Origin of the sequence: Erwinia rhapontici, from assembly GCF_012271765.1 — a bacterium.
Lineage (GTDB): Bacteria > Pseudomonadota > Gammaproteobacteria > Enterobacterales > Enterobacteriaceae > Erwinia > Erwinia rhapontici.
On record NZ_VRKO01000005.1, the window covers coordinates 170,330 to 192,217 of the forward strand.

18 protein-coding genes are annotated in these 21,888 nt (G+C 53.6%); 11 read left to right on the forward strand and 7 right to left on the reverse strand.

Annotated elements, in window-relative coordinates:
* The first annotated feature begins 137 nt into the window (after positions 1-137).
* Positions 138-695: a YecA/YgfB family protein gene (locus FVB43_RS03925; protein WP_133843914.1), complete on the forward strand. Its 558-nt coding sequence runs from the start codon at positions 138-140 to the stop codon at positions 693-695.
* A gap of 46 nt (positions 696-741) precedes the next feature.
* Here FVB43_RS03925 and nlpA read toward each other — a convergent pair whose 3' ends face one another.
* Positions 742-1,545 carry a lipoprotein NlpA gene (gene nlpA / locus FVB43_RS03930; protein WP_259151110.1) on the reverse strand — a complete coding sequence of 268 codons (804 nt, stop codon included), beginning with the start codon at positions 1,543-1,545 and terminating at the stop codon, positions 742-744.
* 144 nt (positions 1,546-1,689) lie between these two features.
* The gene (locus tag FVB43_RS03935) at positions 1,690-1,947 is read right to left on the reverse strand and encodes a helix-turn-helix domain-containing protein (protein WP_133843910.1); all 258 of its coding nucleotides are present in this window, start codon (positions 1,945-1,947) and stop codon (positions 1,690-1,692) included.
* 121 nt (positions 1,948-2,068) lie between these two features.
* On the opposite strand from FVB43_RS03935, the gene FVB43_RS03940 reads away from it, so the two are divergent.
* Positions 2,069-2,407: a helix-turn-helix domain-containing protein gene (locus FVB43_RS03940; RefSeq protein WP_133843907.1), complete on the forward strand. Its 339-nt coding sequence runs from the start codon at positions 2,069-2,071 to the stop codon at positions 2,405-2,407.
* A 67-nt stretch (positions 2,408-2,474) separates the two neighbouring features.
* On the opposite strand, the gene ampH is transcribed toward FVB43_RS03940, so the two are convergent.
* Both ampH and opgB read right to left on the reverse strand, forming a co-directional pair.
* Entirely contained in the window at positions 2,475-3,650 is a 1,176-nt protein-coding gene (gene ampH, locus FVB43_RS03945; RefSeq protein ID WP_133843905.1) for a D-alanyl-D-alanine-carboxypeptidase/endopeptidase AmpH, read from the reverse strand.
* A gap of 93 nt (positions 3,651-3,743) precedes the next feature.
* Complete coding sequence (opgB, locus tag FVB43_RS03950) at positions 3,744-6,038, reverse strand: phosphatidylglycerol--membrane-oligosaccharide glycerophosphotransferase (protein WP_159337345.1); 2,295 nt, start codon at positions 6,036-6,038, stop codon at positions 3,744-3,746.
* Between the two features lie 729 nt (positions 6,039-6,767).
* Here opgB and FVB43_RS03955 point away from each other — a divergent pair.
* The 4 genes from FVB43_RS03955 (at position 6,768) to araC (ending at position 12,288) form a co-directional block, all read left to right on the forward strand.
* Positions 6,768-7,919 carry a porin gene (locus FVB43_RS03955; RefSeq protein WP_167863414.1) on the forward strand — a complete coding sequence of 384 codons (1,152 nt, stop codon included), beginning with the start codon at positions 6,768-6,770 and terminating at the stop codon, positions 7,917-7,919.
* Positions 7,920-8,129: 210 nt separating this feature from the next.
* The gene (locus FVB43_RS03960; RefSeq protein ID WP_133843900.1) at positions 8,130-9,365 is read left to right on the forward strand and encodes an oligosaccharide MFS transporter; all 1,236 of its coding nucleotides are present in this window, start codon (positions 8,130-8,132) and stop codon (positions 9,363-9,365) included.
* A gap of 10 nt (positions 9,366-9,375) precedes the next feature.
* Entirely contained in the window at positions 9,376-11,382 is a 2,007-nt protein-coding gene (locus tag FVB43_RS03965) for a beta-galactosidase (protein WP_167863415.1), read from the forward strand.
* Positions 11,383-11,415: 33 nt separating this feature from the next.
* Positions 11,416-12,288, forward strand: a complete 873-nt coding sequence (gene araC / locus FVB43_RS03970) for an arabinose operon transcriptional regulator AraC (protein WP_167863416.1) — start codon at positions 11,416-11,418, stop codon at positions 12,286-12,288.
* A 6-nt stretch (positions 12,289-12,294) separates the two neighbouring features.
* On the opposite strand, the gene FVB43_RS03975 is transcribed toward araC, so the two are convergent.
* Positions 12,295-12,684 (reverse strand): tautomerase family protein, encoded by a 390-nt coding sequence (locus FVB43_RS03975; RefSeq protein ID WP_133843894.1) that lies wholly within the window; start codon positions 12,682-12,684, stop codon positions 12,295-12,297.
* 150 nt (positions 12,685-12,834) lie between these two features.
* On the opposite strand from FVB43_RS03975, the gene FVB43_RS03980 reads away from it, so the two are divergent.
* The 5 genes from FVB43_RS03980 to mug all read left to right on the forward strand — a co-directional run bounded on the left by FVB43_RS03980 (position 12,835) and on the right by mug (position 17,803).
* Positions 12,835-13,755: a LysR family transcriptional regulator gene (locus FVB43_RS03980; protein ID WP_167863417.1), complete on the forward strand. Its 921-nt coding sequence runs from the start codon at positions 12,835-12,837 to the stop codon at positions 13,753-13,755.
* A 126-nt stretch (positions 13,756-13,881) separates the two neighbouring features.
* Positions 13,882-15,426, forward strand: a complete 1,545-nt coding sequence (locus tag FVB43_RS03985) for a methyl-accepting chemotaxis protein (RefSeq protein ID WP_133843890.1) — start codon at positions 13,882-13,884, stop codon at positions 15,424-15,426.
* A gap of 160 nt (positions 15,427-15,586) precedes the next feature.
* Complete coding sequence (locus tag FVB43_RS03990) at positions 15,587-16,048, forward strand: heme-degrading domain-containing protein (RefSeq protein WP_133843888.1); 462 nt, start codon at positions 15,587-15,589, stop codon at positions 16,046-16,048.
* Between the two features lie 145 nt (positions 16,049-16,193).
* Positions 16,194-17,228: a tartrate dehydrogenase gene (locus tag FVB43_RS03995; RefSeq protein ID WP_159337348.1), complete on the forward strand. Its 1,035-nt coding sequence runs from the start codon at positions 16,194-16,196 to the stop codon at positions 17,226-17,228.
* 56 nt (positions 17,229-17,284) lie between these two features.
* Positions 17,285-17,803 carry a G/U mismatch-specific DNA glycosylase gene (mug, locus tag FVB43_RS04000; RefSeq protein WP_133843884.1) on the forward strand — a complete coding sequence of 173 codons (519 nt, stop codon included), beginning with the start codon at positions 17,285-17,287 and terminating at the stop codon, positions 17,801-17,803.
* A gap of 67 nt (positions 17,804-17,870) precedes the next feature.
* Here the strand turns inward: mug and rpoD are convergent, their stop codons facing one another.
* Both rpoD and dnaG read right to left on the reverse strand, forming a co-directional pair.
* Positions 17,871-19,712 carry an RNA polymerase sigma factor RpoD gene (gene rpoD / locus FVB43_RS04005; protein ID WP_133843882.1) on the reverse strand — a complete coding sequence of 614 codons (1,842 nt, stop codon included), beginning with the start codon at positions 19,710-19,712 and terminating at the stop codon, positions 17,871-17,873.
* 312 nt (positions 19,713-20,024) lie between these two features.
* Positions 20,025-21,770 (reverse strand): DNA primase, encoded by a 1,746-nt coding sequence (gene dnaG, locus FVB43_RS04010; RefSeq protein ID WP_133843880.1) that lies wholly within the window; start codon positions 21,768-21,770, stop codon positions 20,025-20,027.
* Positions 21,771-21,888: the final 118 nt, after the last annotated feature.

Consider the following 21,888-nt stretch of genomic DNA (forward strand, 5'->3'; position numbering starts at 1 on the left):
GGCAGGGTGAGCACGCCACCGCGTTAACCGCAAATATAACGTGATGGCGGTGGCTTTTTCCCTGCCTGGCAACCAAAATACCCCCCATAAACCGGTAAACGCCGGGTGAAAACCGATATGCGTAGCGAGGTAACAGCATGCAACAAGGACCATTGACGGAAGAAGAGCTGGAATGGCTGGACGATGTCTTAATCAAATATGGCAGCGAAGAGTCGGTGGTGGATGCCTCTGAACTGGATGGCCTGTTCACCGCTATTCTCTCCGGTCCGGTGCTGGTTGAGCCGCAGGTCTGGCTGCCGCTGATTTGGGGTGGCGAAGAGAATGACCCGGAATGGGAGTCGGATGAAGAGTTTGAGCAGTTTATGGATCTCATCGCCCAGCATATGAACGATATCGCGGACCGCCTGAATGAATATCCTGACCAGTTTGAGCCGTTGTTTGGCCTGAACACGGTGGACGATCAGGAGTTTGTCGTGGTGGAAGACTGGTGTTGCGGTTATCTGAAAGGCGTGGCGCTGGGCGACTGGTCGTCACTGCCGGCCACCTTGCAGCCTGCGCTGGCGGCGATTGCCCTGCACGGCGAGGAAGAAAACCTCTCCCAGCTGGAAACGCTGACGCCGGAAGCGTACGAGCAGAGCATTGAGGCGATCCGCCCGGCGGCGATCGCTCTCCATGCGAAGTGGTTATTGCACTGAGTAATACGTCAACCATGCGGCTTACCGCGTGGTTGACGCTTTCCGCTTACCAGCCCGCTACCGCACCACCGTTGAAGATCTTATCCGCCGCGGCCGCCACTTCAGGTGACTGGTAGGATTTGATAAAGTCACGCACGTTTGGCGCGTCTTTATTGTCTTCACGGGTCACGATGATATTGACGTACGGCGACTGTTTATCCTCGATAAATACGCTGTCGCGTACCGGGTTCAGGCCAGTTTGTTGCAGGTAGGTGGTGCTGATAATCGCCACGGTCACCTGAGCGTCATCCAGCACGCGCGGCAGCTGCGCGCCTTCCATTTCCATAATCTTCAGATGCAGCGGGTTGGCCGTAATATCCACCGCCGTTGGCAACAGTCCGGTATCCGCTTTCAGCGTGACCAGCTTCTCTTTCTGCAGCAGCAGCAGCGCGCGCCCGAGGTTGGTCGGGTCGTTCGGAATGGCGATGGTGTCACCGTCTTTCAGCTCGCTAATCTGTTTGATTTTTTTCGAATAGCCCGCCATCGGGAAAACAAAGGTATTCCCTACCGCGACCAGGGTGGTGCCTTTGGCCTTGTTGTCCTGTTCGAGGAACGGACGATGCTGGAACACGTTGGCATCGAGATCGCCGTGCGCCGTGGGGTCATTCGGCAGCAGTGAACCGCTGAATCCCACCAGTTCCACCTCCAGCCCGTACTTCTCTTTCGCCACGGCTTTGGCTACTTCGGCCACATCCTGTTCAGCGCCGTTGATCACACCGACTTTAATCGTGTGGGCATCGTTATTTTTCTGGTCACAGCCTGCGAGCAGAATAGCCAGCATCAGCGCGGCAGTTTTGACAGTACGGCTCAGGGTAAGATCCACGTTATTTTCCTTAATTTCAATAAGCTGAAGGCGTAACAAACAACCGCAAACGAGGCACGGAGTCAATGTCGGGGCTTATGATAAAAAGGGTGGCGTTATAACCAGAGATTGTAAGGCAGGGCGGGCACGGGATTAAGGTTTTTTGGTCTCAGGATGCCACAAACGCACCAGCTCGGCCAGTTCATCTTCAACCGTGTAAAAATAGCAGGAAGGAACACTCAGAACTTCAGCCAGGCGGCACATCAGTTCAAAGTCAGGGACGTGTATACCGCGCTCATATTGGTTCATCCGTGCGCTGGCGGTAGCTTCGTCAATCCCTGCTAAAACACCAAGCTTCTGTTGTGATATCCCTTTCCTTACCCGGGCTTCTTTCAAACGATGTGGCAGCATGTCGATCCTGACTTCTGAATAATTAACAGGATTCTCTTAGCTGCTCGTGTAAAATGTACTAAGTATTGCTTAGTGTTGAATTTGGAAGATAACAGGAGTTGGCTTACAAGCAGAGGAAGGCATGAAGAAAAAAACTGATATGCACCCCGCCGATATCATCGCGGCGATCAAGAAACGGCAGACATCGCTGGCGGAGTTATCCCGCAAGGTAGGATTATGTTCGGGAACACTGGCTAATGCCCTGAAAAGGCCCTGGCCAAAAGGGGAGTTCATTATTGCCGCTGCACTGGGAATCCATCCGTCGGAGATCTGGCCCAGTCGGTATTACGATAAACGTGGGCAACTGCTGGCGCGTGAACAGTTGTTGAGAACCCCCAGACGGCATCATGTGACGCCGTTGCAGGTCGAGGAACACAGTCAGCCTCAGTCAGTACCTGGGGATGAGCTCAGACAGGATTAAACGTCTCGCAAATTGCAGATGTCCCGCGACAGGCGCTGGCGTAACAGCGTCTGTCGCAGGGAAGGGATCAGTTAGCCATAATGCTGGCGGCCAGCTGGGCACTGCCAGAGGTGTTGCCAATCAGTTCGGTCAGCAGGTTGTTTACGCCGTCACTCATCGGTGTAAAACGGGTCTCCGGTGAGCGGGCGACCACGATAAATACCCCGACACTGTACTGCGGCACCATCGCCATATAGGTGATGAAACCGCCGCCGCCGCCGGTTTTTTCAATAATGCCAGGGCGGCCGTCACGCGGTGCCATATACACCCAACCCATTCCCAGTGCATCGGCGCGGCCCGGTACATCCATCCCATCGACTTTGGTTAACTGACTGCGCTGATAAATCATAGTTTGCAGACGGTCTGCCTGTGGGCTGCGGCTGTGAACATCAGAGGCGAGGAACTGCTGCATCCAACGGCCCATATCATCCGGTGTGGAGTAAACGCCGCCGCTGCCGATGGCTGCCAGCGAGTTATTGCACGGGCTTGGGCTTTTGGCCGGGATCATCAGACGGCCACATTGCTCAGGAGAAGGCGTAAAGGTGGTGTCTTTCATCCCCAGGGGACGGGTGACTTTTTCCTGCAACAGCGCAGGATAGGGTTTGCCCCCGGCGCGGGCCAGCGCATCACCCAGCAGGTCAAAGCCGAGGTTAGAGTAACCTGCCCGTTCACCCGGCGCCCACTTAAGCTGTGCGGTGCGCAGCCAGTTCCAGCGCTGACTGTTGGTCGGCCAGGTAAACACAGCGCGATTCGCTTTGCCGCCGGGTTGCTCACGCGGTAAGGCGCTGGTGTGGGTCGCCAGGTTGATCAGGCGAATCGGCTGGCCGTTAAAGCTGGGCACCTTGCTGCCAGGCGGGGCGAATTTACTCAGAGGATCGTTAAGCTGAAGCCGGCCTTCTTCGGCCAGTTTGACCATCACTTCGCTGGTCATCAGCTTGCTGAGCGAGGCAATGCGCACCAGTGAATCTTTTTGCGGTCGTTGCGCACTGCCGGGGCGTGTGACTCCGCGGCTGACAAAAATTCGCTGGTTGGCATCAATCGCCACCATTGCCATACCGCTGGCTTTGGTGTTGTAGAAAATATTGTCGGCGTAGCGTTCGACCGTCTGCGACGCCAGCAGCGGATCGGGCTTGGGTTGTGCCTGGCTTTGCAGTGGCAGCGCCAGCGCAGGGAGCAGCAGAAAAGCATAAAGCGATGATTTCAAAGGGCGTGCATCCCTGTCAGTAAATGGATAACGCTTTATAGTAGATTTTCTGATTTTATCTGCAAGTTTTTCCTGTGGAGAAAACGTGCCCTGTCAGGGCTGCGGGGTAACCCGCAGACTGACAAGGCCAACGCCCAGTTTTCGGGCCGCAAAGCCATCAATAACACCCACGCTGGACTCCACCGGCGCGGGAGGTGTGATCACAATGTCGCGTACCTTCCCGGGATTGCTGACCTGAAGCGTCAGCGTGCTATCCTGCTCGCCAAAAGTGACCTGTTGTTGCCACTCGCCTACCTTGACGGTGATCGGGCGCAGGGCATTCTCGCCAAAGGCACGCGCGGTCAGCGTCAGCGTAAAGTCGGCAGGTAACGGCTCCAGATACTGCACGGTAATCTGTGGCAGCAGATTGGCATCGGACCAGCGGCCCCAGGGCTCAACGTAGGAGAGACCCGACACTTTCTGTACCTGCTGTGGCAGGCCAGGCAGGTTAAACAGGATGCTGTCAGAACGATACTTGAGGTCGACATCAGCAATCTGTAATTGCGTGACGCTGCGCTGATATTGTTCATCACTCGATACGGTTTTCGCCGGGAAGGTAATCTTGCCGAGCGTACCGCCCGCCTGAACCTCTGAGATCGTCGGGGACGTATTCAGCGTACCGTTCGCCACACACAGGCCGCTGTGCATCGCCAGCTTCTCATCCCACACGCTGCCGATCTTGTAGCAGCGATCAATCCAGACAAACTTTTCATCAGGCGCGAATTTTGCCAGTTGCTGCTTCAGTGGCGTGGCAAGCCAGGTATCGAACTTCGGTTCAATTTTGCCGGGCATCACGGAGAGCAACAGCGGTAGCTTGAAATGTGAGCCGGAGAAACTAAAGGTATTTTTCTCCGTATCGACTTTGTAATCAGAGATCGTTTTCGGGAAGTTCCACAGCTGGATCACGTCCGGCTTCCACTGATTAATTTTCTCTTTGATATTGAGATAAGTGGTGGAAAGTGAGGTTGACGACAGGCTGCTGCGGCCCAGGCCGATAAAGTTATCGCCGCCCATGGCATCCAGCACCGTGGCACCGTTATCCAGCGTGTTGCGCTTAACGTTGATGATCCGGCTGCTGACATCATCACCGCGCAGCATAAAGAACAGATCGCGGCGGTCGTGCTGATTCAGGTATTTAAACGCCGTGTTGTTCATTGCCAGATGATCGGAGCTGACGACAATAATGGTGTTTTTAAAGTACGGTGTGGCACGGATTTTCGCGATAAGTTTTGCGATATGCTCCTGACCGCAGGCCACGGCGGCGAAGGATTTGTTCTCTTTGCCTTCAAACGGATACGACTTGCGCTGGCAGCTGCGTGAGATAAATCCATCGGGATGATGAGTATCCACGGTCAGGGCAAACAGCGAGAACGGCTGGTTTTTTTGCGCCAGTTCGAGGTATTTCTCAAACACGATGTCGAGCACGGTATCGTCGTACCAGCCCCAGTCATTACGGTATTTCGGGTCTTTGACCACGCCTGAAAGCTCTTTAAAGCCATACATATGGTCGAAGCCGTGGGACGACAGGAACAGATCTTTTCCGGCAAAACTCAGGCTGGCACCCTGGTAAAAATAGTTCTGATAGCCAGAGGACTTCAGAATGTCACCCAGGCAGATGTTTTGCGGGTAAAAGCTGGACAGTGAACTGGAGGCGTTGCCGTCAAACGGCGCAAACAGCGGGATGCCGCACTGCGAAGCCACCATACCGGCAATGGTGTATTCGGTGCCGGGAAGCTGTTCGGTGTTGCTGAAGTCCACCGCGCTGTTTTTGATATCAGACAGCTCCGGGGCGAGTTTCGGGAACGCGTTTTCATCAAAGTAGGTGCGCTCCAGGCTCTCCGCGTAGATATAGACCAGGTTCGGACGCTCGCCGCGCAGGGTTTTTCCCGGCACTTTGTAGTGGGCGTCAAAATCCGACTCCCCTTTGCTGACCTGTGACTTTATTAATGCAGTCACTTGTTGATACGCCGGTGTGGTTTTTATCGATGCCAGCGCCAGCAACAGTGCCAGCGCACTATAAAGTTGACTGTAATTGTGGCTTTTTCGCAGTCGTAATACCCAGGATAATAATAAAAACACCAGGAATAAACTTATTAATAGCCCGACTGCCGGCAGAATATACTTCTGTAATCCGGCACCGCTCAGGCTGCTGGTAATCGTATAAATCACCGCGTCATTAATGCCTTCACCGGTAAAATAGTTACTGGCAAACAGGGACGCATTAAGAATGATATAGATGCCGAGCAGAGCCAGCACCGCAGAAAACCACAGCTTATGACGTCCCGCCTTCCATGCGTAGAGAGAAGCTGATGCAGTAAAAAAGAGTAGCGATAACCATTCTGAAACCATGAGATCGATTTTTACCCTGTCTGTGACGCAATCCTTGTCAGGTGCCTGCGAAGTGATGAATCAAAAATGTAACGAATTAATTTAACGCAACAAATTATCCCTGGCAACATTCAAGGTGGACAGGAAAATGTGAGGTTACAGGGGGTTGGATCACTGTGGTTTAACCTTTGTTTAAGTTAATGTGGCGAAATCCGAATAATTGATAAGCAGGGCGTGCAGACGGATCGGCTGATGTGTGAGGGCGACATACTCGGCGAGACAAGGTGGCTGCGGGTCAGGCGGGCTCAGGGTTGCCTGTTACGGTGAAACGAGGGGGCGTGAAAATTAATAGTGTTAACCTTTTCCCCGTCGGGGAAATAATTAGAAAAATCAGATTTGGCTCACACATTCCGGCCACTGCCGGGAAGCTTCTTCGATTGTCTGGCCGGATTCCCGCTCAGAAAACGGGTGCCGCCGCAGCGTAAAACGGCCTGTGCAGAGAAAGAATGACGAGAAAAGATGTTTTCTGTATTCCCTGCATCAATCAGATATATCTACCTATTTTATAAAAATAACAAAAATAAAGCACAATATGATTAATTATATGACTAAAGTTACCCTTTGAAATGTTTGCTTAATTTATTTTCGGCGTAAACAGCACAAAACAGTACAGCAGGTGAGTCTTTTTCAATTCGGTTCAGGCTACTATTTTTGTGCTATTTATTTGACTATATTACGCAGGAATAAAAAATGTTAACAAAGATGCGCATTTTAACTCAGGCCATTGGTCTGGGGCTGATTGTCGGCAGTGCTTCATTTGCTGCCCAGGCTGAGATTACCGTACTGAAGCAGGACCCTCAGGCCGGTGACCCCTTAAGCCGTCTGAATTTTACCGTGGGCGGCAGCATTCGTCCTCAGTTCAATAATATGACCGGCGATAGTGATAAAGGTTCCTATAAAAGAAATGGTTTTGATGGCGGTACCCGTTTCCGCTTCGCCGCTGATTATTATCTGTTTGATGACATTAGCTGGATCAGTTATTACGAACTGGGTGTCAATATTCCGGCGCTGGTTGGTTGGGATAATCATCATGCCGAGGGGGCAAATAATACCTCGCGCCGTATGTTATATACCGGCCTGAAAAGTAATACCTGGGGCCAGTTGACCTTCGGCCAGCAGAATAGCGTTTATTACGATGTGGTGGGTGCCAAAACTGATATCTGGGATTACGACATGGTAGGCCAGGCACCGGGTAACGGCATTAACGGCGATTACGACGGTTCTTACCGCTCACGCAAAATGCTGAAATATAAAAACACCTTTGGCGATGCCGATGTCTATGCCTCTTACCTGTTCTCTGACAGCGACTATCTGCCAGGCAACGGCCTGCGTTACAAGCGTGAAGGCGGTGGCTCACTGGGTGTGGATTACCACATCACCAAAGACCTGACGTGGGGCACCGCATGGAACTACACCCGTGCCGAAATGCGCAATCCGGGCAACAGTGATGAGAAGACGTACGATCAGAACATCGTAGGTACTGCGCTGAGCTGGCAGCCGGATAACTGGACCTTCACCGTCGGTGGCGGCTGGTACGATAACTTCCTCACCACCAAAAAAGCCGATGTGAATAACTACTTCTCGGGTAACGCGTGGGGGGTGGAATACCTCGCCGGTTATACCGTGCCGGTCGGCGCTTATGGCCTGAAGTCTGTGATGCCGTACGTTATGGGCGACCGTCTGCAGTATGTCACCGGGCGTGATTACCAGCGCATTGATAACGGCGTGGGGGTGACCTTTAAACTGGATTACGGTTTCCGTGTTGATTATGAACACGTGTTTACCTCCAGCACCGACGATCTGGGTGATATGAACCTGGTCCGTCTGCGTTACGACTTCTAAGTCTTTACTGGCGCTCTGGCATTAGCCGGGGCGTCAGTGTGCTTTCCCACGCGTTTTTCCTCTCCCCGGCGTGAGTTACCTCACAAACCTTTCGGTAGCAGCAGATTTTTCTATGTTGCCAGCGTGTCACTCCTGCTTTGTCGAATTAATTGGCGTTAAGTTAGCGCATCTCATAACGGTAATCAGGCCGTCATATGGAAGAGGTGCATCATGTTTAAGATTGAAAAAAATTATTTGATGTGTTGCCTGTTTTTTTTGTTTTTCTTTATTGGCTGGGGCAGTTGTTATCCGTATCTTTCATTGTGGCTGACCGATACCATCGGCATTGATTATGCAGATGTGGGGCTGGTTTATTCCTTTACCGCTATTGTTTCTGTCTGCGTACAACCCCTGTTTGGTTTTGTTGCCGATCGTCTGGTATTTCGTAAGCATCTAATGTGGATGCTGGCGATCATTATTACGATTTTTGCTCCTTACTGGATTTGGGTCTTTGCTCCACTGTTAAAATATAATGTGATCCTCGGTGCATTTGCCGGGGGTGTGTATATCGGCCTGGCATTTGGTGCGGGGTGTGGGGTATGCGAAGCCTATATTGATAAAGTCAGCCGTATGACCGGCTTTGAGTTTGGCCGCGCCCGGATGTTTGGCGGAATTGGTGCTGCGATTGGGACGTTCCTGGCGGGCGAACTGTACGGGATTAACCAGGATTATATTTTCTGGATGGCCAGCGCAGGGGGGATTGCCCTGATGCTGATTGTCTGGAAAACCGATCCGAAGGTGGCTGCCGTTGCCAGCGCTGCTGTCGCCCCCCGCACACCGGTGACGTTGCAGGATGTTCGTAACCTGCTAAAACTGCGTAAGTTCTGGTTTTTCTGCCTCTATATGGTGGGCGTGGGCGCCGTGTATGAGACCTACGACCAGCAGTTTGCCATCTACTACAGCCATTTTTTCTCGTCTAAAGCGCGCGGCGCTGAAGTATTTGGCTATCTGTACACCGCGCAGATATTTCTCGATGCCGTGGTGATGTTCTTTGCGCCCTGGTTCGTCAATAAAATAGGCCCTAAAAATGCACTGATTTACTGTGGTCTGATTATGAGTCTGCGTATTATTGGTTCCGCTTATGCTGTCGGACCGGTATCCATTAGCGCAGTGAAAATGCTGCATGGTTTCGAAAGTTCGGTATTTTTGGTCGCGGGATTAAAATATATCATCGCCAACTTTAATCCCTGGTTATCTGCCACGGTTTATCTGATTGGGTTCCAGTTCTCTAAACGCTTCAGTGAAATTTTCCTCTCCAGCGGTATTGGTCATATGTACAAAAATATGGGCTTTGCTGATAGCTATATCATTCTTGGCAGCGTTGCACTGGTGTTTACCGCTATTTCATTCTTCACGCTGGAAGGCACGCGTTTGTTTGCCCGCCGCAATCATATTATTACTGAATAAGGGGGAGAAAATGTCTCAACTCTATTACGGAGTGGCTTACTACGACGAATATATGCCGGAGGAGCGGCTGGAAAAAGATATCGCCATGATGCTTGATGCCGGAATCAATGTGGTGCGTATCGCGGAATCGACATGGAGTACGCTGGAGCCGCAGGAAGGGGAGTACAACTTCAGGCATATTGATCGCGTGCTGGATGCCATGCAGCACGCAGGCATCCATGTGATTATCGGCACCCCGACTTACGCCATTCCTGCCTGGCTGGCGAAAAAACACCCGGAGGTGATGGTTACCACGGTTTCCGGGCAGCAGAAGTATGGTCGTCGTCAGATTATGGATATTGTCAGCCCGGTTTTTCTGAGTTACGCCGAAAACATCATCCGTGTGCTGCTAGACCATGTGCAGCACCATCCGGCGATTATTGGCTACCAGCTGGATAACGAAACCAAACACTACGATAACGTCGGGCCGGAGATGCGGCAGCAGTTTATTCACAGCCTGCAACGGCGTTACCCCGATATCCGTCAGATGAATGTCGACTTTGGGCTGGACTACTGGAGTAATCGCATTGATAACTGGCAGGATTTCCCGCCACCAGAGAGTACGATCAATGCCAGCCTGGGCAGTGCCTTTGCTGCGTTCCAGCGTCAGAAAGTGACCGATTATCTCGCCTGGCAAAGCCGGATTGTCGCCGAATATAAGCAGCCAGAGCAGTTTATCACTCATAACTTTGATTTTGAGTGGCGCGGTTACTCGTACGGTATCCAGCCACGTGTGGATCATTTTGCTGCGGCCGAAGCACTCACGATTGCGGGGGTGGATATCTACCATCCCTCCCAGCAACAGCTGACCGGGCGGGAGATTGCCTTTGGTGGGGATGTGACGCGCGGGCTAAAGCAGGGGGCAAATTATCTGGTGCTGGAAACCCAGGCGCAGGGCTTCGCCCAGTGGACGCCGTATCCCGGCCAGCTGCGTTTGCAGGCCTTCAGCCATATTGCCTCCGGGGCCAAAATGGTGTCGTACTGGCACTGGCATTCGATCCATAATTCGTTTGAGACATACTGGAAAGGGCTGTTAAGTCATGATTTTTCAGCAAATCCCACCTATCTTGAAGCTAAAACGATTGGCGCTGATTTTGCCCGTCTGTCCGCCACGCTGGATTCCCTGCGCTGTGAAAACGATGTGGCGATTTTAGTCAGCAATACCGCGATGGAAGCCTTTAACTGGTTTAAGCCGGGAGATGCGCAGACCAATGTCTATAACGATATTTTCCGCCGTTTCTATGATGCACTCTACGACGCGAATATTGGCGTGGACATTATCAACGATGTTGATGTGGACAGCGCACGCTACCGGGTGATTGTGGTGCCTGCGTTGTATGCTGCCGATGATGCGCTGTTGATGCGAATTAACCGCTATATTGAGGCGGGCGGTCAGGCCTTAATTGGTTTCAAAAGTGGCTTCAGCGATCAGCATGTTAAAGTGCGGACAGAGCGTCAGCCCGGGATTCTTAACCAGAGCTGCCGCGTCAGCTACAGCCAGTTCGCCCTGCCACAGCAGGTGACACTGAACAGCTGTTCCGATCTGCAACTGGATCAGGATGAGCCGGTAGAGCTGTGGATGGAGCTGTTGACACCGGATAACGATCCGCGTGTGCAGGTACTGGCGCGCTATCAGCATCCGGCGTGGGGTGACTATGCGGCGATCACCGAAGCTGACTATGGTGCGGGCAGGGCGATCTATCTGGGCTTCCTTGCGGGGCAATCCCTGATTGCCCGCCTGGTCCAGCGGTTGAGTGGTGAAACAGTCGGGTATACGTTCCCACTGATTACCCGTAAAACGATCAATAAAGCGGGTAACCCGCTGATGTTCTGTTTTAATTATTCAGCGACGGCGATACGCTTTAGTCTGCCTCAGGCGGCAGAGGACGTGCTTCACGGAGGTCGTGTGAACGCGGGAACCGAGGTTTGCCTCGATCCCTGGGGCGTGCATATTTATCAATTTACGCCGGGAGACTGAGGCAGTGGGGTAACCGGTGAACAGAGCAGAATTATGGAACTCAATCAGCAGGATATGGTGAATGACTCACCCTTGATGAAAAGTTTTACCTTCAGCGCCTGGCTGGTGGCCGGTTTTACCCCCATTTCACGTGGCAGCAAACTGGATTACTACATTAATCGTCCGGAGGGCATGAAGGGCTATATCCTGCATCTGACCCTGCGCGGTGAGGGACGCATTCGGGCCGGATGCCGCGATATTGCCAGCCGGGAGAACGATCTTTTCCTGTTTCCTCCCGGCGTGGCGCATCATTATGGCCGCGCCGAACATCATGAACATTGGGATCATCTGTGGATCTACTTTCTGCCACGGCCATACTGGCTTGACTGGTTGCGCTGGGATCAGGTGATCAATGGCATCGGCATCACCTCCCTGCCACTCGGCCAGCCGAGTGAACAGGCGCAGCGACTGTTCCTTGAAGTGATTCAGCAGAATGGCCGTAGTGGTTTGCTGGCGGAAGCACTGGCGATGAATGCCCTGGAACGCTTGATTATTGACTGTTTTCAGCGGCAACCGCTGTGCAGCCATCAGACCATTGAGCCGCGTATTAGTACGCTGTGCCAGTATCTTAACGACCACCTGGCTGAGGATCTGACCATTGAGCAACTGGCCCGTCAGGTCTTTCTTTCACCGTCGCGCGTCGCCCATCTGTTTAAACGTGAAATGAAGATGACGATCTTTGCCTGGCGTGAACAACAAAGGGTCATCCGCGCCAGTAATCTTTTGCAGTCGACCCATCTCAGTATTGCCCAAGTGGCCCTGACGGTGGGATATGACGATGCGCTCTATTTTTCCCGCATCTTTCGTCAGCATGTTGGTGTCAGCCCGAGAGAGTATAAAAAACGCTACGAGCTGCTGCCAGTCTGACGTGCCTTACAACGCACCCGTCAAATATTGTGCCTCGCCGTTTCCGAAGCTCCAGTCACCTTTGTCATTGGTCATAAAGGTGATCATCACGTCCGAAGGCAGAATGCCGCAGCTCTCTTTTAACTCCCGGCACAGCTCAGCCATAAAGAACTGTTTTTGCTCGCTGCTGCGTGGGCTGGTAAAAACCCGCACCATTACCAGATTATCGGTACGCTGAAGCCCGAGGCCGGTATCCTCAAATACCATCTGATAACCTTTGTTTTCGTGAACAATCTGGTAGCGATCGCGCTCGGGGACGTTAAAGGCCGCCAGGACTGCACGGTGCGCAGCATCCAGCAGTGTTTTCAGCTCTGATTCTGAACGACCCTGAATGACATCAAATTGCAGTAACGGCATGGAAACCTCGACATTGTTAGTGAATTCATTGCTGAAAATGGGCTGACGGCGGTGACTCCGCATCTGTCTCTGGAAACCAATTTACCCGCAATCTCCGTTGGGAAAAACCGCTATACTTGAATTGATTATTTACTATAGTGAACAATAACCATGAAAGAGCTGAAGACCGATGCGTTATGGAATCACCTGCACTGGCTGACGGTGCTGGCCGAGCAGGGCAGTTTTACCGCGGCGGCTGAACGGCTTGAAGTGAGCAAGGCGGCGATGTCGCAGAAGATCAAAGAGCTGGAGCAGCTGGCCGGGGTGCCGCTGGTGACGCGCACCACACGTAGCGTAAGACTGACCAGCGCCGGAGAGAAACTGGTGGACGATCTGCGTGCGCCGTTTGCCCAGATTGAACAGAGCTTTTTCAGCGTGCGCGATTCTGCCGGCCCCCTGCGCGGGCTGGTGCGGGTGACGGCGCCCGTGGCGTTTGCGCGCCAGCAGCTGGTGCCGCATATCACCGCGTTTCTGCGCGAGCATCCCCAGGTGCGTGTGCAGCTGGAGGTGTCCGACCGCCTGGTGTCGCTGGCAAGTGAGGGGTTTGATCTCGCCATCCGCCACAGTAACAGCCTGCCGGAAACCCATGTGGCGCTGCCGCTGTGCCACACTCACGCCGTCGTGGTGGCATCACCGGCGTACCTTGCCCGTTACGGTCATCCTGCCAGTCCGCAGGCGCTGAGTGACCATCTGTGCCTCTACTATCCACGCGGGGTGGAACCGCCGCGCTGGAGTTTCCAGCCGCTGACGGGCGGTGAGCGTATCGCGGTGAATGTCAGCGGGCCGTTTGCCACCAATAACAGTGAATCGATCCGCGATGCTGCCCTTGAAGGCCTGGGGGTTGCGCTGCTGCCGGACTTCAGTGCTCAAGCGGCGCTAAAGGATGGCTCTTTGGTGCAATTACTGCCTCAGTGGCAGGCCGTGGGTGCCTTTGCCGATATGCTGTATGTGGTACGCCCATGGTCAGCACAGGTCCCGCGCGCGGTTAGCGGATTTATCCACTGGTTGCGTGAAGCGTTTGCCCGTCCGTGAAATGATGCGACAGTTGTGTGCTGTCGCACAAATCAGATGAAAATTGTTAAAGCTTTAGTTACATCCTGCCGACAACCCCTCCTTAAATACCTGCAAAATTCATACAACCATAACAAGGTCGTTATAATGCACACCCACCAGCCCGTGACTCAGCAGGAATACCTGCTCGACGACGATACCACCCTGATGACCACCACCGATGCCGCTAGCTATATCACCTACGCCAACAGCGCGTTTATTGAGGTGAGTGGCTATGACCGCAGTGAAATCGACGGCCAGCCCCATAACCTCGTTCGTCACCCTGATATGCCACAAGCCGCATTTGCCGATATGTGGGCCACCCTGAAACAGGGACTGCCCTGGACCGGACTGGTGAAGAACCGACGTAAAAACGGTGACCATTACTGGGTGCGTGCCAATGTGGTGCCGGTGATCCGCAACGGTGAAATTCAGGGGCATATGTCTGTGCGCATTAAGCCTTCAGCGGAAGAGGTGCGCGCGGCTGAGGCGCTGTATCAGAAAATGAATCAGGGGCGGATGAAGGGCTGGCGTTTGCATCGTGGGCTGTTGGTGCGTACGGGCTGGCTGAGCGGGCTGACGCTACTGAAAACGATGTCACTGCGCTGGCGCATCCGCGGTGCGGTGCTGGCATTGTGGCTGCCGCTGGTGGCCGCAGCGTTTGTGTCGGGATTAAGCGGGGCCGCGCTGGGCGGATTTACCCTGTTCTCAGCGTTAATGGCGCTGCTGGTGGATACCTGGCTGCAACGTCAGATTGCCCGGCCACTGGCCGCCGTATGTCGTCAGGCGCTGAATGTGGCGACCGGGGCCAACCCGCATGTTAACCACCTCGATCGGGTGGATGAGATTGGCACCACGCTACGCGCGGTCGGCCAGTTGGGGCTGATGTTCCGCTGGTTATTAAACGACGTCAGCGATCAGGTGCTGGATGTTCACCGGGCCAGCGATGAACTGGCACGCGGTAATGATAAAATCAGCAGCCACACCGAGCAGACGGCGGCCAGCGTCCAGCAGACGGCCAGCACCATGAATCAGATGACCAGCACGGTGCAGCGCAACGGCGAGAGCACCGAGCAGGCGAATCAGTTCTCACGTACCGCCAGCAGTGCCGCCGTCAAAGGCGGTGAAGTGATGCAAAATGTGGTGGTGACGATGGACGAAATCGCCGAGAGTTCACGGCAGATTGCCACCATTACCGGCCTGATCGACAGCATTGCTTTCCAGACCAACATTCTGGCGTTGAATGCGGCAGTGGAAGCAGCGCGCGCCGGTGAGCAGGGCAAAGGCTTTGCCGTGGTGGCAGGCGAAGTGCGAAATCTTGCTCAGCGTAGCGCCGGTGCTGCCAGCGAGATACGCCACCTGATTGCCGCCAGTAACCTGAAAGTACAATCCGGTGCCGGACAGGTGCATGAAGCCGGGAAAGCCATTGGGGATATCGTCGAAAAAGTGCAGAACGTCACTGAACTGTTGCAGCAGATTAGCGTTGCCACCGCCGAGCAAGGGACCGGGCTGGGTGAAGTGGGCCAGGCGGTAGAAGCACTCGATCGCCTGACGCATGATAACAGCGCGCTGGTCAGTGAAGGTGCGCTTGCCGCACAACGCATGAAGCATCAGGCCGAGCGTCTGGTTGAAGCCGTCAGCGTCTTTCGCTGATACCGACAACGGGTCGCCTGCGGCCCGTTGTTACTCTCAGTTGCATCCCAATTTTTGATCTCCCTCCCAAATAAAATTTTTATTTCCTTTTTTGATTTAATGAAAAGTTAATGTCATTTACCCTGCAAGGCAGATTGATTACCCTTTGCCGGAGAGACCCATGTCAGCGATTCCCAGCCTTGAAACCCTGCTAGAGCAGGAAGCGACCGTACGCGTCAATCAGTTTGATTTCGATAGCGCATGGAAAATTGGCAGCCTGCTGCGTGAACGTGCCGTAGCGGAAAAGATGCCGGTTGCGATTGAAGTGTATGCCTTTGGTCAGGTGTTGTTCAGTACCGCACTCAGTGGTTCAAGCTCGGAGAACCTGGAATGGATCGCCCGTAAGCGCCACACCGTACTGCGCAATGCACACTCTTCACTCTACGCTCAGGAGCTGAATAAAGCCCAGGGGACGCCGATGTCTGAGATGAAATTCCTCGATCAACAGCGTTATACCGACAGCGGTGGCAGCTTCCCACTGTTGCTGGGGAACGGGGGAGTGATTGGCGCGGTGACCGTCAGCGGGCTGCCTTCTCATGAAGATCATGCGCTGGCCATCTGGGCGATTCAGCAGGTGATGTAATTTCTCTGCCCTGTAAAATGCCGCACAGGCTCAGCCTGCGTATTCGGCAGCATCTGCCGCCGGGCGACCCGAAAAAAGCAGCACAATTTAGCCACCTGGGCGAAGATGTCATTCTGATGGTTATCTTATTAATCCAAGGAGAGTCATGAAAAGCTATCAAGTGGCCGTGATCCCCGGTGACGGTATTGGCGTGGATGTAACGAAAGCTGCCTGGCAGGTGCTGGAACATAGCGCAGGCCGATTTGATTTTTCCCTGAGCGGCGAGTGGTTTCCGTGGTCCTGTGAGTACTACCTTGAGCACGGTGAGATGATGCCGAAGAATGGCATTGAAACGCTGAGCCAGTTTGATGCTGTCTTGCTGGGCGCGGTAGGCTGGCCAGAGAAAGTGGCAGACAATGTGTCACTGCATGGCCTGCTGCTGCCCATCCGCAAACAGTTTGATCTCTATGCTAATGTCCGCCCTCACCGCCTGCTGGCGGGGGTGGAAGGCCCGCTGCGAAAGAGTGAGTTTGATATTCTCTGCATCCGAGAAAACACGGAAGGTGAGTACAGCGGGGCTGGCGGGCGCATCCATCAGGGGACACCTGCCGAAGTGGCGGTGGAAACCTCTATCTTCACCCGACGGGGCGTGGAGCGAATTCTGCGTTTTGGTTTTGAGATGGCGCAAAAACGCAGCAAGCGCCTTGCATCCGTGACCAAATCGAACGCACAGAAATACACCATGGTGATGTGGGATGAAGTCACCGAAGAGATTGCCCGTGATTACCCGGATGTGACGGTGAATCGTTATCATATTGATGCGATTGCGGCACGTATGGTGATGAACCCGGAAACGCTTGATGTGATTGTGGCCTCTAATCTGTTTGGCGATATTTTGACTGACCTGGGGGCAGCTATTCAGGGCGGGCTGGGGTATGCGGCTTCTGCGAACCTGAATCCCGATCCCACGGTGCCATCGATGTTTGAACCGGTGCACGGTTCTGCGCCCGATATTGCCGGGCAGGGGATTGCGAATCCGATCGCGGCGATCTGGTCGGCGGCGATGATGCTGGAACATCTGGGGGAGACGGCTGCTGCCGATGCTATTCTCCGTGCGGTTGAGCAGGTTACCGCGCAACAGCATGTTAATGGCGTGATGAAAACCGAAGCGATCACTGCGGCTGTGATCGCGGCGATTTAAGGTCTGTGCGGGCTTCCGCGTTTGCGGGGGCCTGTTGTATAAGGAGGAATCTCACCATGGAAGCACACGGCATTAGCGATATTATTCAGCCCGGCCTGCGGGTGCTGTTTTGTGGCATCAATCCGGGCAAGTCATCCGCGCATACTGGCTATCATTTTGCTCATCCGGGTAACCGCTTCTGGAAAACCCTTTTTCAGGCCCGATTCACCTGGACGCAGCTTCGTCCTGAGCAGGAACAGCAACTGCTGGAAACGCGCTGTGGCATCACCATGCTGGTTGAACGGCCCACCGTGCTGGCCAGTGAGCTGGCAGGCAGTGAGTTACGGAGTGGCGGGCAGGCGCTGGTGGACAAGGTTGAACGCTTTCAGCCCGCGGCGCTGGCGGTACTGGGCAAGCAGGCTTATCAGCAGGCGTTTCGTCACAGTAAGGTGGAGTGGGGCCGCCAGCCGCTGATGCTGGGTGAGACGGAGGTCTGGGTGTTACCCAACCCCAGTGGGCTGAATCGCGCTTCACAGGAAGAGATGACCGCGGCTTATGCGGAGCTGGACAGGGCATTGAAATTACGCGGCTTGTAGAGCGGTCTGGATAACAGGTAAAAAAAATGGCCCCTCAGAGAGGAGCCATCTTTGAGCACCGCGTCGATTAATCGTCGAGGAAGCTGCGCAGTACTTCAGAACGGCTTGGATGACGCAGCTTACGCAGCGCTTTCGCTTCAATCTGACGGATACGTTCACGTGTCACGTCAAACTGTTTGCCCACTTCTTCCAGCGTGTGGTCGGTATTCATATCGATACCAAAACGCATACGCAGTACTTTCGCTTCACGCGCGGTCAGACCGGCCAGCACGTCATGGGTGGCAGAACGCAGGCTCTCTGAGGTGGCAGAGTCCAGCGGCAGCTCCAGCGTGGTATCTTCGATAAAATCACCCAGATGGGAATCTTCATCATCACCAATCGGCGTCTCCATGGAGATCGGCTCTTTAGCAATTTTCAGCACCTTACGGATTTTATCTTCTGGCATCAGCATACGTTCGGCCAGTTCTTCCGGCGTAGGTTCACGGCCCATCTCTTGCAGCATCTGGCGCGAAATACGGTTGAGTTTGTTAATGGTCTCAATCATATGCACCGGAATACGGATGGTACGTGCCTGGTCCGCGATAGAACGGGTGATCGCCTGACGGATCCACCAGGTGGCATAAGTCGAGAACTTATAACCACGACGGTATTCAAACTTATCTACCGCTTTCATCAGACCGATGTTGCCTTCCTGAATCAGATCCAGGAACTGCAGACCACGGTTGGTGTACTTCTTGGCGATAGAGATAACCAGACGCAAGTTCGCTTCAACCATCTCTTTCTTCGCACGGCGCGCTTTCGCTTCACCGATGGACATACGACGGTTGATGTCTTTAACCTGTTCAATCGTCAGGCCCGTTTCTGCTTCAATCTGTTGCAGTTTCGTCAGGCTGCGATGCACATCATCGGATACATCATTCAGTTTCTCTGACCACGGTTTGTTCATCGCCAGTGCGGCTTTGAACCAGGTTTCGCTGGTTTCATTGCCGGTGAACAGGGTGATGAAGTTCTTCTTCGGCATTTTACAGATTTCAACACACAGCTTCAGGATGAGGCGTTCCTGGGTACGAACGCGGTCCATCATGGTACGCATGCTGTTCACCAGGAAGTCGAATTGCTTCGGCACCAGGCGGAACTGTTTAAATACGTCAGACAGATTCTGAATTTCAGCGATAGCATCAGCGTGGCTACGGCTTTTGGCCTTAATTACCGTACGGGTGGTTTCGTACTGTACGCGCAGATCGTTGAATTTCTCACGCGCCAGTTCCGGGTCGATGCTGTTGTCATCGTCGGCGCTGTCATCGTCAGACTCTTCATCTTCTTCTTCTTCCTCACGCTCTTCAGCGGAGAGTTCAGAACCCACGTGGGTAGCGGTTGGCGCGATTTCTGCTTCGGCATTCGGGTCGACAAAGCCGGTGATCAGATCGGACAAGCGTGCTTCGCCCGCTTCAACGCGGTCATACTGTTCAAGCAAATAAGTGATGGCTTCAGGGTATTCAGCAACGGAACACTGAACCTGGTTGATACCGTCTTCGATGCGTTTTGCTATGTCGATCTCGCCTTCACGCGTCAGCAGTTCAACCGTACCCATTTCACGCATGTACATGCGCACCGGGTCAGTGGTTCGTCCGATTTCAGATTCAACGCTGGAGAGCACTTGAGCAGCGGCTTCAGCAGCATCTTCGTCCGTATCGTTGTTGTTCTCATTCAGCATCAGATCATCGGCATCAGGCGCTTCTTCCACAACCTGGATGCCCATGTCGTTGATCATCTGGATGATGTCTTCGATCTGATCGGAGTCGACGATATCTTCCGGCAGATGGTCATTGACCTCGGCATAGGTCAGATAGCCTTGCTCCTTACCACGGGTGACAAGTAGCTTTAGCTGTGACTGCGGGTTTTGCTCCATAAGACGGTATCCACACTTCTGTTAAATTAGATTGGTGTCGGGTCGGCTAACGTGCCAACAATAACAGTGAGGGCGTTGAGATTATTGCCGCTGCCCGTCATGGCGGCTGTCAGGATCTACCTGACGGATATTCGGCACTTAAGCCGCTTTGATCTTTGTCGAGGCTATCTCACTTGCCATTTTGAACCCCGGCTGTGCTCGCAGTCCTCACGTACTTCAGTACGCTCCGGGTGCTGCGTGCAGACGGTGTCCAAACTGACTGCGCCGATAACGCCTCTAAATTCTGTGTAATAAGGTCAAAACCTTATTCATTTACTGTTTCTTCAGTGCCTGGCTCAGTGTCCAGAACTCGCGGCGCTCTTCTGCGTTGAGTACGTGCGTGCGGTCGCGGGCAATAAGTTCTTCCAGCCTGCGTTCCAGCGCATCGTCGTACATACTCGCCAGCGCGTCCTTAAACATGGTGTCCACTTCATCATCTACGATCATGTGGTTCCAGGTTGCCAGGGTTTCAAGGCTCTGGCTAAATTTTGTTCCGCGATATAACTCTAGTAGCTGTCCGGTCGTCAAGCCAGGTTGCGCTACGCAAGTGCTCACTAACTCCACGAATAGCGGGAAACCTGGTATTTCTGACTGCTCAAGCCCATCCAGCGAGGGCACCATGATGGCCAGCTGCGGATTCTGTATCAACAGCCCAATAAGTATACGCATGGTTGTGCGTTTTAGCTGGGGCTGGGGTACAGGCTTCGCATTTTCCGCCTGCTTCGGCAGCAGCTTCTCCAACTGGCTGTCGTCAAGGATACCCAGTTTATTACCCAGTTCCTGACGCAGGTAGATACGCAATGTTTCACCGGGCACCTGGCTAATCAGCGGCAGCGCCAGCGTACTCAGCTGAGCGCGCCCATCAGGGGAACGCAAATCCACCTGCGGCATCAACGTATCAAACAGAAACGACGAGAGTGGCATAGCCTGCTCCATCCGCGTTTCAAATGCTTCTTTGCCCTCTTTACGCACCAGCGTATCCGGGTCTTCGCCGTCAGGCAGGAACATAAAGCGTAGCTGACGACCGTCATTCATGTAAGGTAAAGCCGTTTCCAGCGCACGCCATGCTGCTTCACGGCCTGCTCTGTCGCCGTCATAGCAGCAAATTACCGTGTCGGTTGACCGGAAGAGTAGCTGAATATGCTCTGCGGTGGTCGATGTGCCGAGTGAGGCCACGGCATAATCAACGCCAAACTGTGCCAGCGCCACCACATCCATATAGCCTTCAACGACCAGTAATTTGGACGGCTCCGGATGGTTTTTTAGCGCTTCAAACAGGCCGTAAAGTTGGCGACCTTTGTGGAAAATATCGGTTTCCGGTGAGTTGAGGTATTTCGGCATGCCGTCGCCTAATACGCGACCGCCGAAACCAATGACTCGCCCACGTTTATCGTGGATTGGAAACATCACCCGCTCACGGAAGCGATCGTAGCTGCGGCCCTGGTCATTGGTGACCAGCATGCCAGCATCGATCAACGACTGTTTATCGTCAGGATTACGGCCAAAACGTTTTAACGCGTTATCCCAGCCTGCCGGGGCGAAACCGATGGAAAAGTGCTTAATGACATCATCGCTCAGGCCGCGCTGTGCCAGATAGTCACGTGCGCCTGCCGATGCATTTTGTGTCAGTGACTGTCGATAGAAGTCGCTCAGACCGGTCATTAACTGATAAAGACTTTGACGCTGATGACGCTCAAGCTGGGTTGGACCACTGCCGCTTTCATACGGTACTTCCAGTCCATATAACGTCGCCAGTTCTTCAATGCTTTCAACGAATTCCAGACGATCATAGTTCATCAGGAAGTCGACAGCGTTGCCATGCGCACCACAGCCGAAACAGTGATAAAACTGCTTTTCGCCGTTAACGGTGAAAGAGGGCGTTTTCTCATTATGAAAAGGACAGCATGCGTGGTAATTCTTGCCCTGCTTTTTCAGCTTCACCCGGGCATCGATGAGATCCACGATATCCGTGCGAGCGAGCAAGTCATTGATAAATACACGCGGTATGCGTCCAGCCATAAATCCCCTTCATCTTTCCGCTTCTGGCGGTGTTGGCTGCCATCGTTCACCCCGGTCACTTACTGATGTAAGCTCCCGGAGATTCACTCCGTTGCCGCCTTGCCAGGAAACAGAAAGC

Coding starts and splice junctions, on each gene's coding strand:
- FVB43_RS03985 (WP_133843890.1), top strand. CDS start 13,882: ATGCACACCCACCAGCCCGTGACTCAGCAGGAATACCTGCTCGACGAC.
- dnaG (WP_133843880.1), bottom strand. CDS start 21,770: ATGGCTGGACGCATACCGCGTGTATTTATCAATGACTTGCTCGCTCGC.
- mug (WP_133843884.1), top strand. CDS start 17,285: ATGGAAGCACACGGCATTAGCGATATTATTCAGCCCGGCCTGCGGGTG.
- FVB43_RS03965 (WP_167863415.1), top strand. CDS start 9,376: ATGTCTCAACTCTATTACGGAGTGGCTTACTACGACGAATATATGCCG.
- FVB43_RS03975 (WP_133843894.1), bottom strand. CDS start 12,684: ATGCCGTTACTGCAATTTGATGTCATTCAGGGTCGTTCAGAATCAGAG.
- FVB43_RS03990 (WP_133843888.1), top strand. CDS start 15,587: ATGTCAGCGATTCCCAGCCTTGAAACCCTGCTAGAGCAGGAAGCGACC.
- FVB43_RS03940 (WP_133843907.1), top strand. CDS start 2,069: ATGAAGAAAAAAACTGATATGCACCCCGCCGATATCATCGCGGCGATC.
- FVB43_RS03955 (WP_167863414.1), top strand. CDS start 6,768: ATGTTAACAAAGATGCGCATTTTAACTCAGGCCATTGGTCTGGGGCTG.
- FVB43_RS03960 (WP_133843900.1), top strand. CDS start 8,130: ATGTTTAAGATTGAAAAAAATTATTTGATGTGTTGCCTGTTTTTTTTG.
- opgB (WP_159337345.1), bottom strand. CDS start 6,038: ATGGTTTCAGAATGGTTATCGCTACTCTTTTTTACTGCATCAGCTTCT.
- rpoD (WP_133843882.1), bottom strand. CDS start 19,712: ATGGAGCAAAACCCGCAGTCACAGCTAAAGCTACTTGTCACCCGTGGT.
- araC (WP_167863416.1), top strand. CDS start 11,416: ATGGAACTCAATCAGCAGGATATGGTGAATGACTCACCCTTGATGAAA.
- FVB43_RS03925 (WP_133843914.1), top strand. CDS start 138: ATGCAACAAGGACCATTGACGGAAGAAGAGCTGGAATGGCTGGACGAT.
- FVB43_RS03935 (WP_133843910.1), bottom strand. CDS start 1,947: ATGCTGCCACATCGTTTGAAAGAAGCCCGGGTAAGGAAAGGGATATCA.
- FVB43_RS03995 (WP_159337348.1), top strand. CDS start 16,194: ATGAAAAGCTATCAAGTGGCCGTGATCCCCGGTGACGGTATTGGCGTG.
- FVB43_RS03980 (WP_167863417.1), top strand. CDS start 12,835: ATGAAAGAGCTGAAGACCGATGCGTTATGGAATCACCTGCACTGGCTG.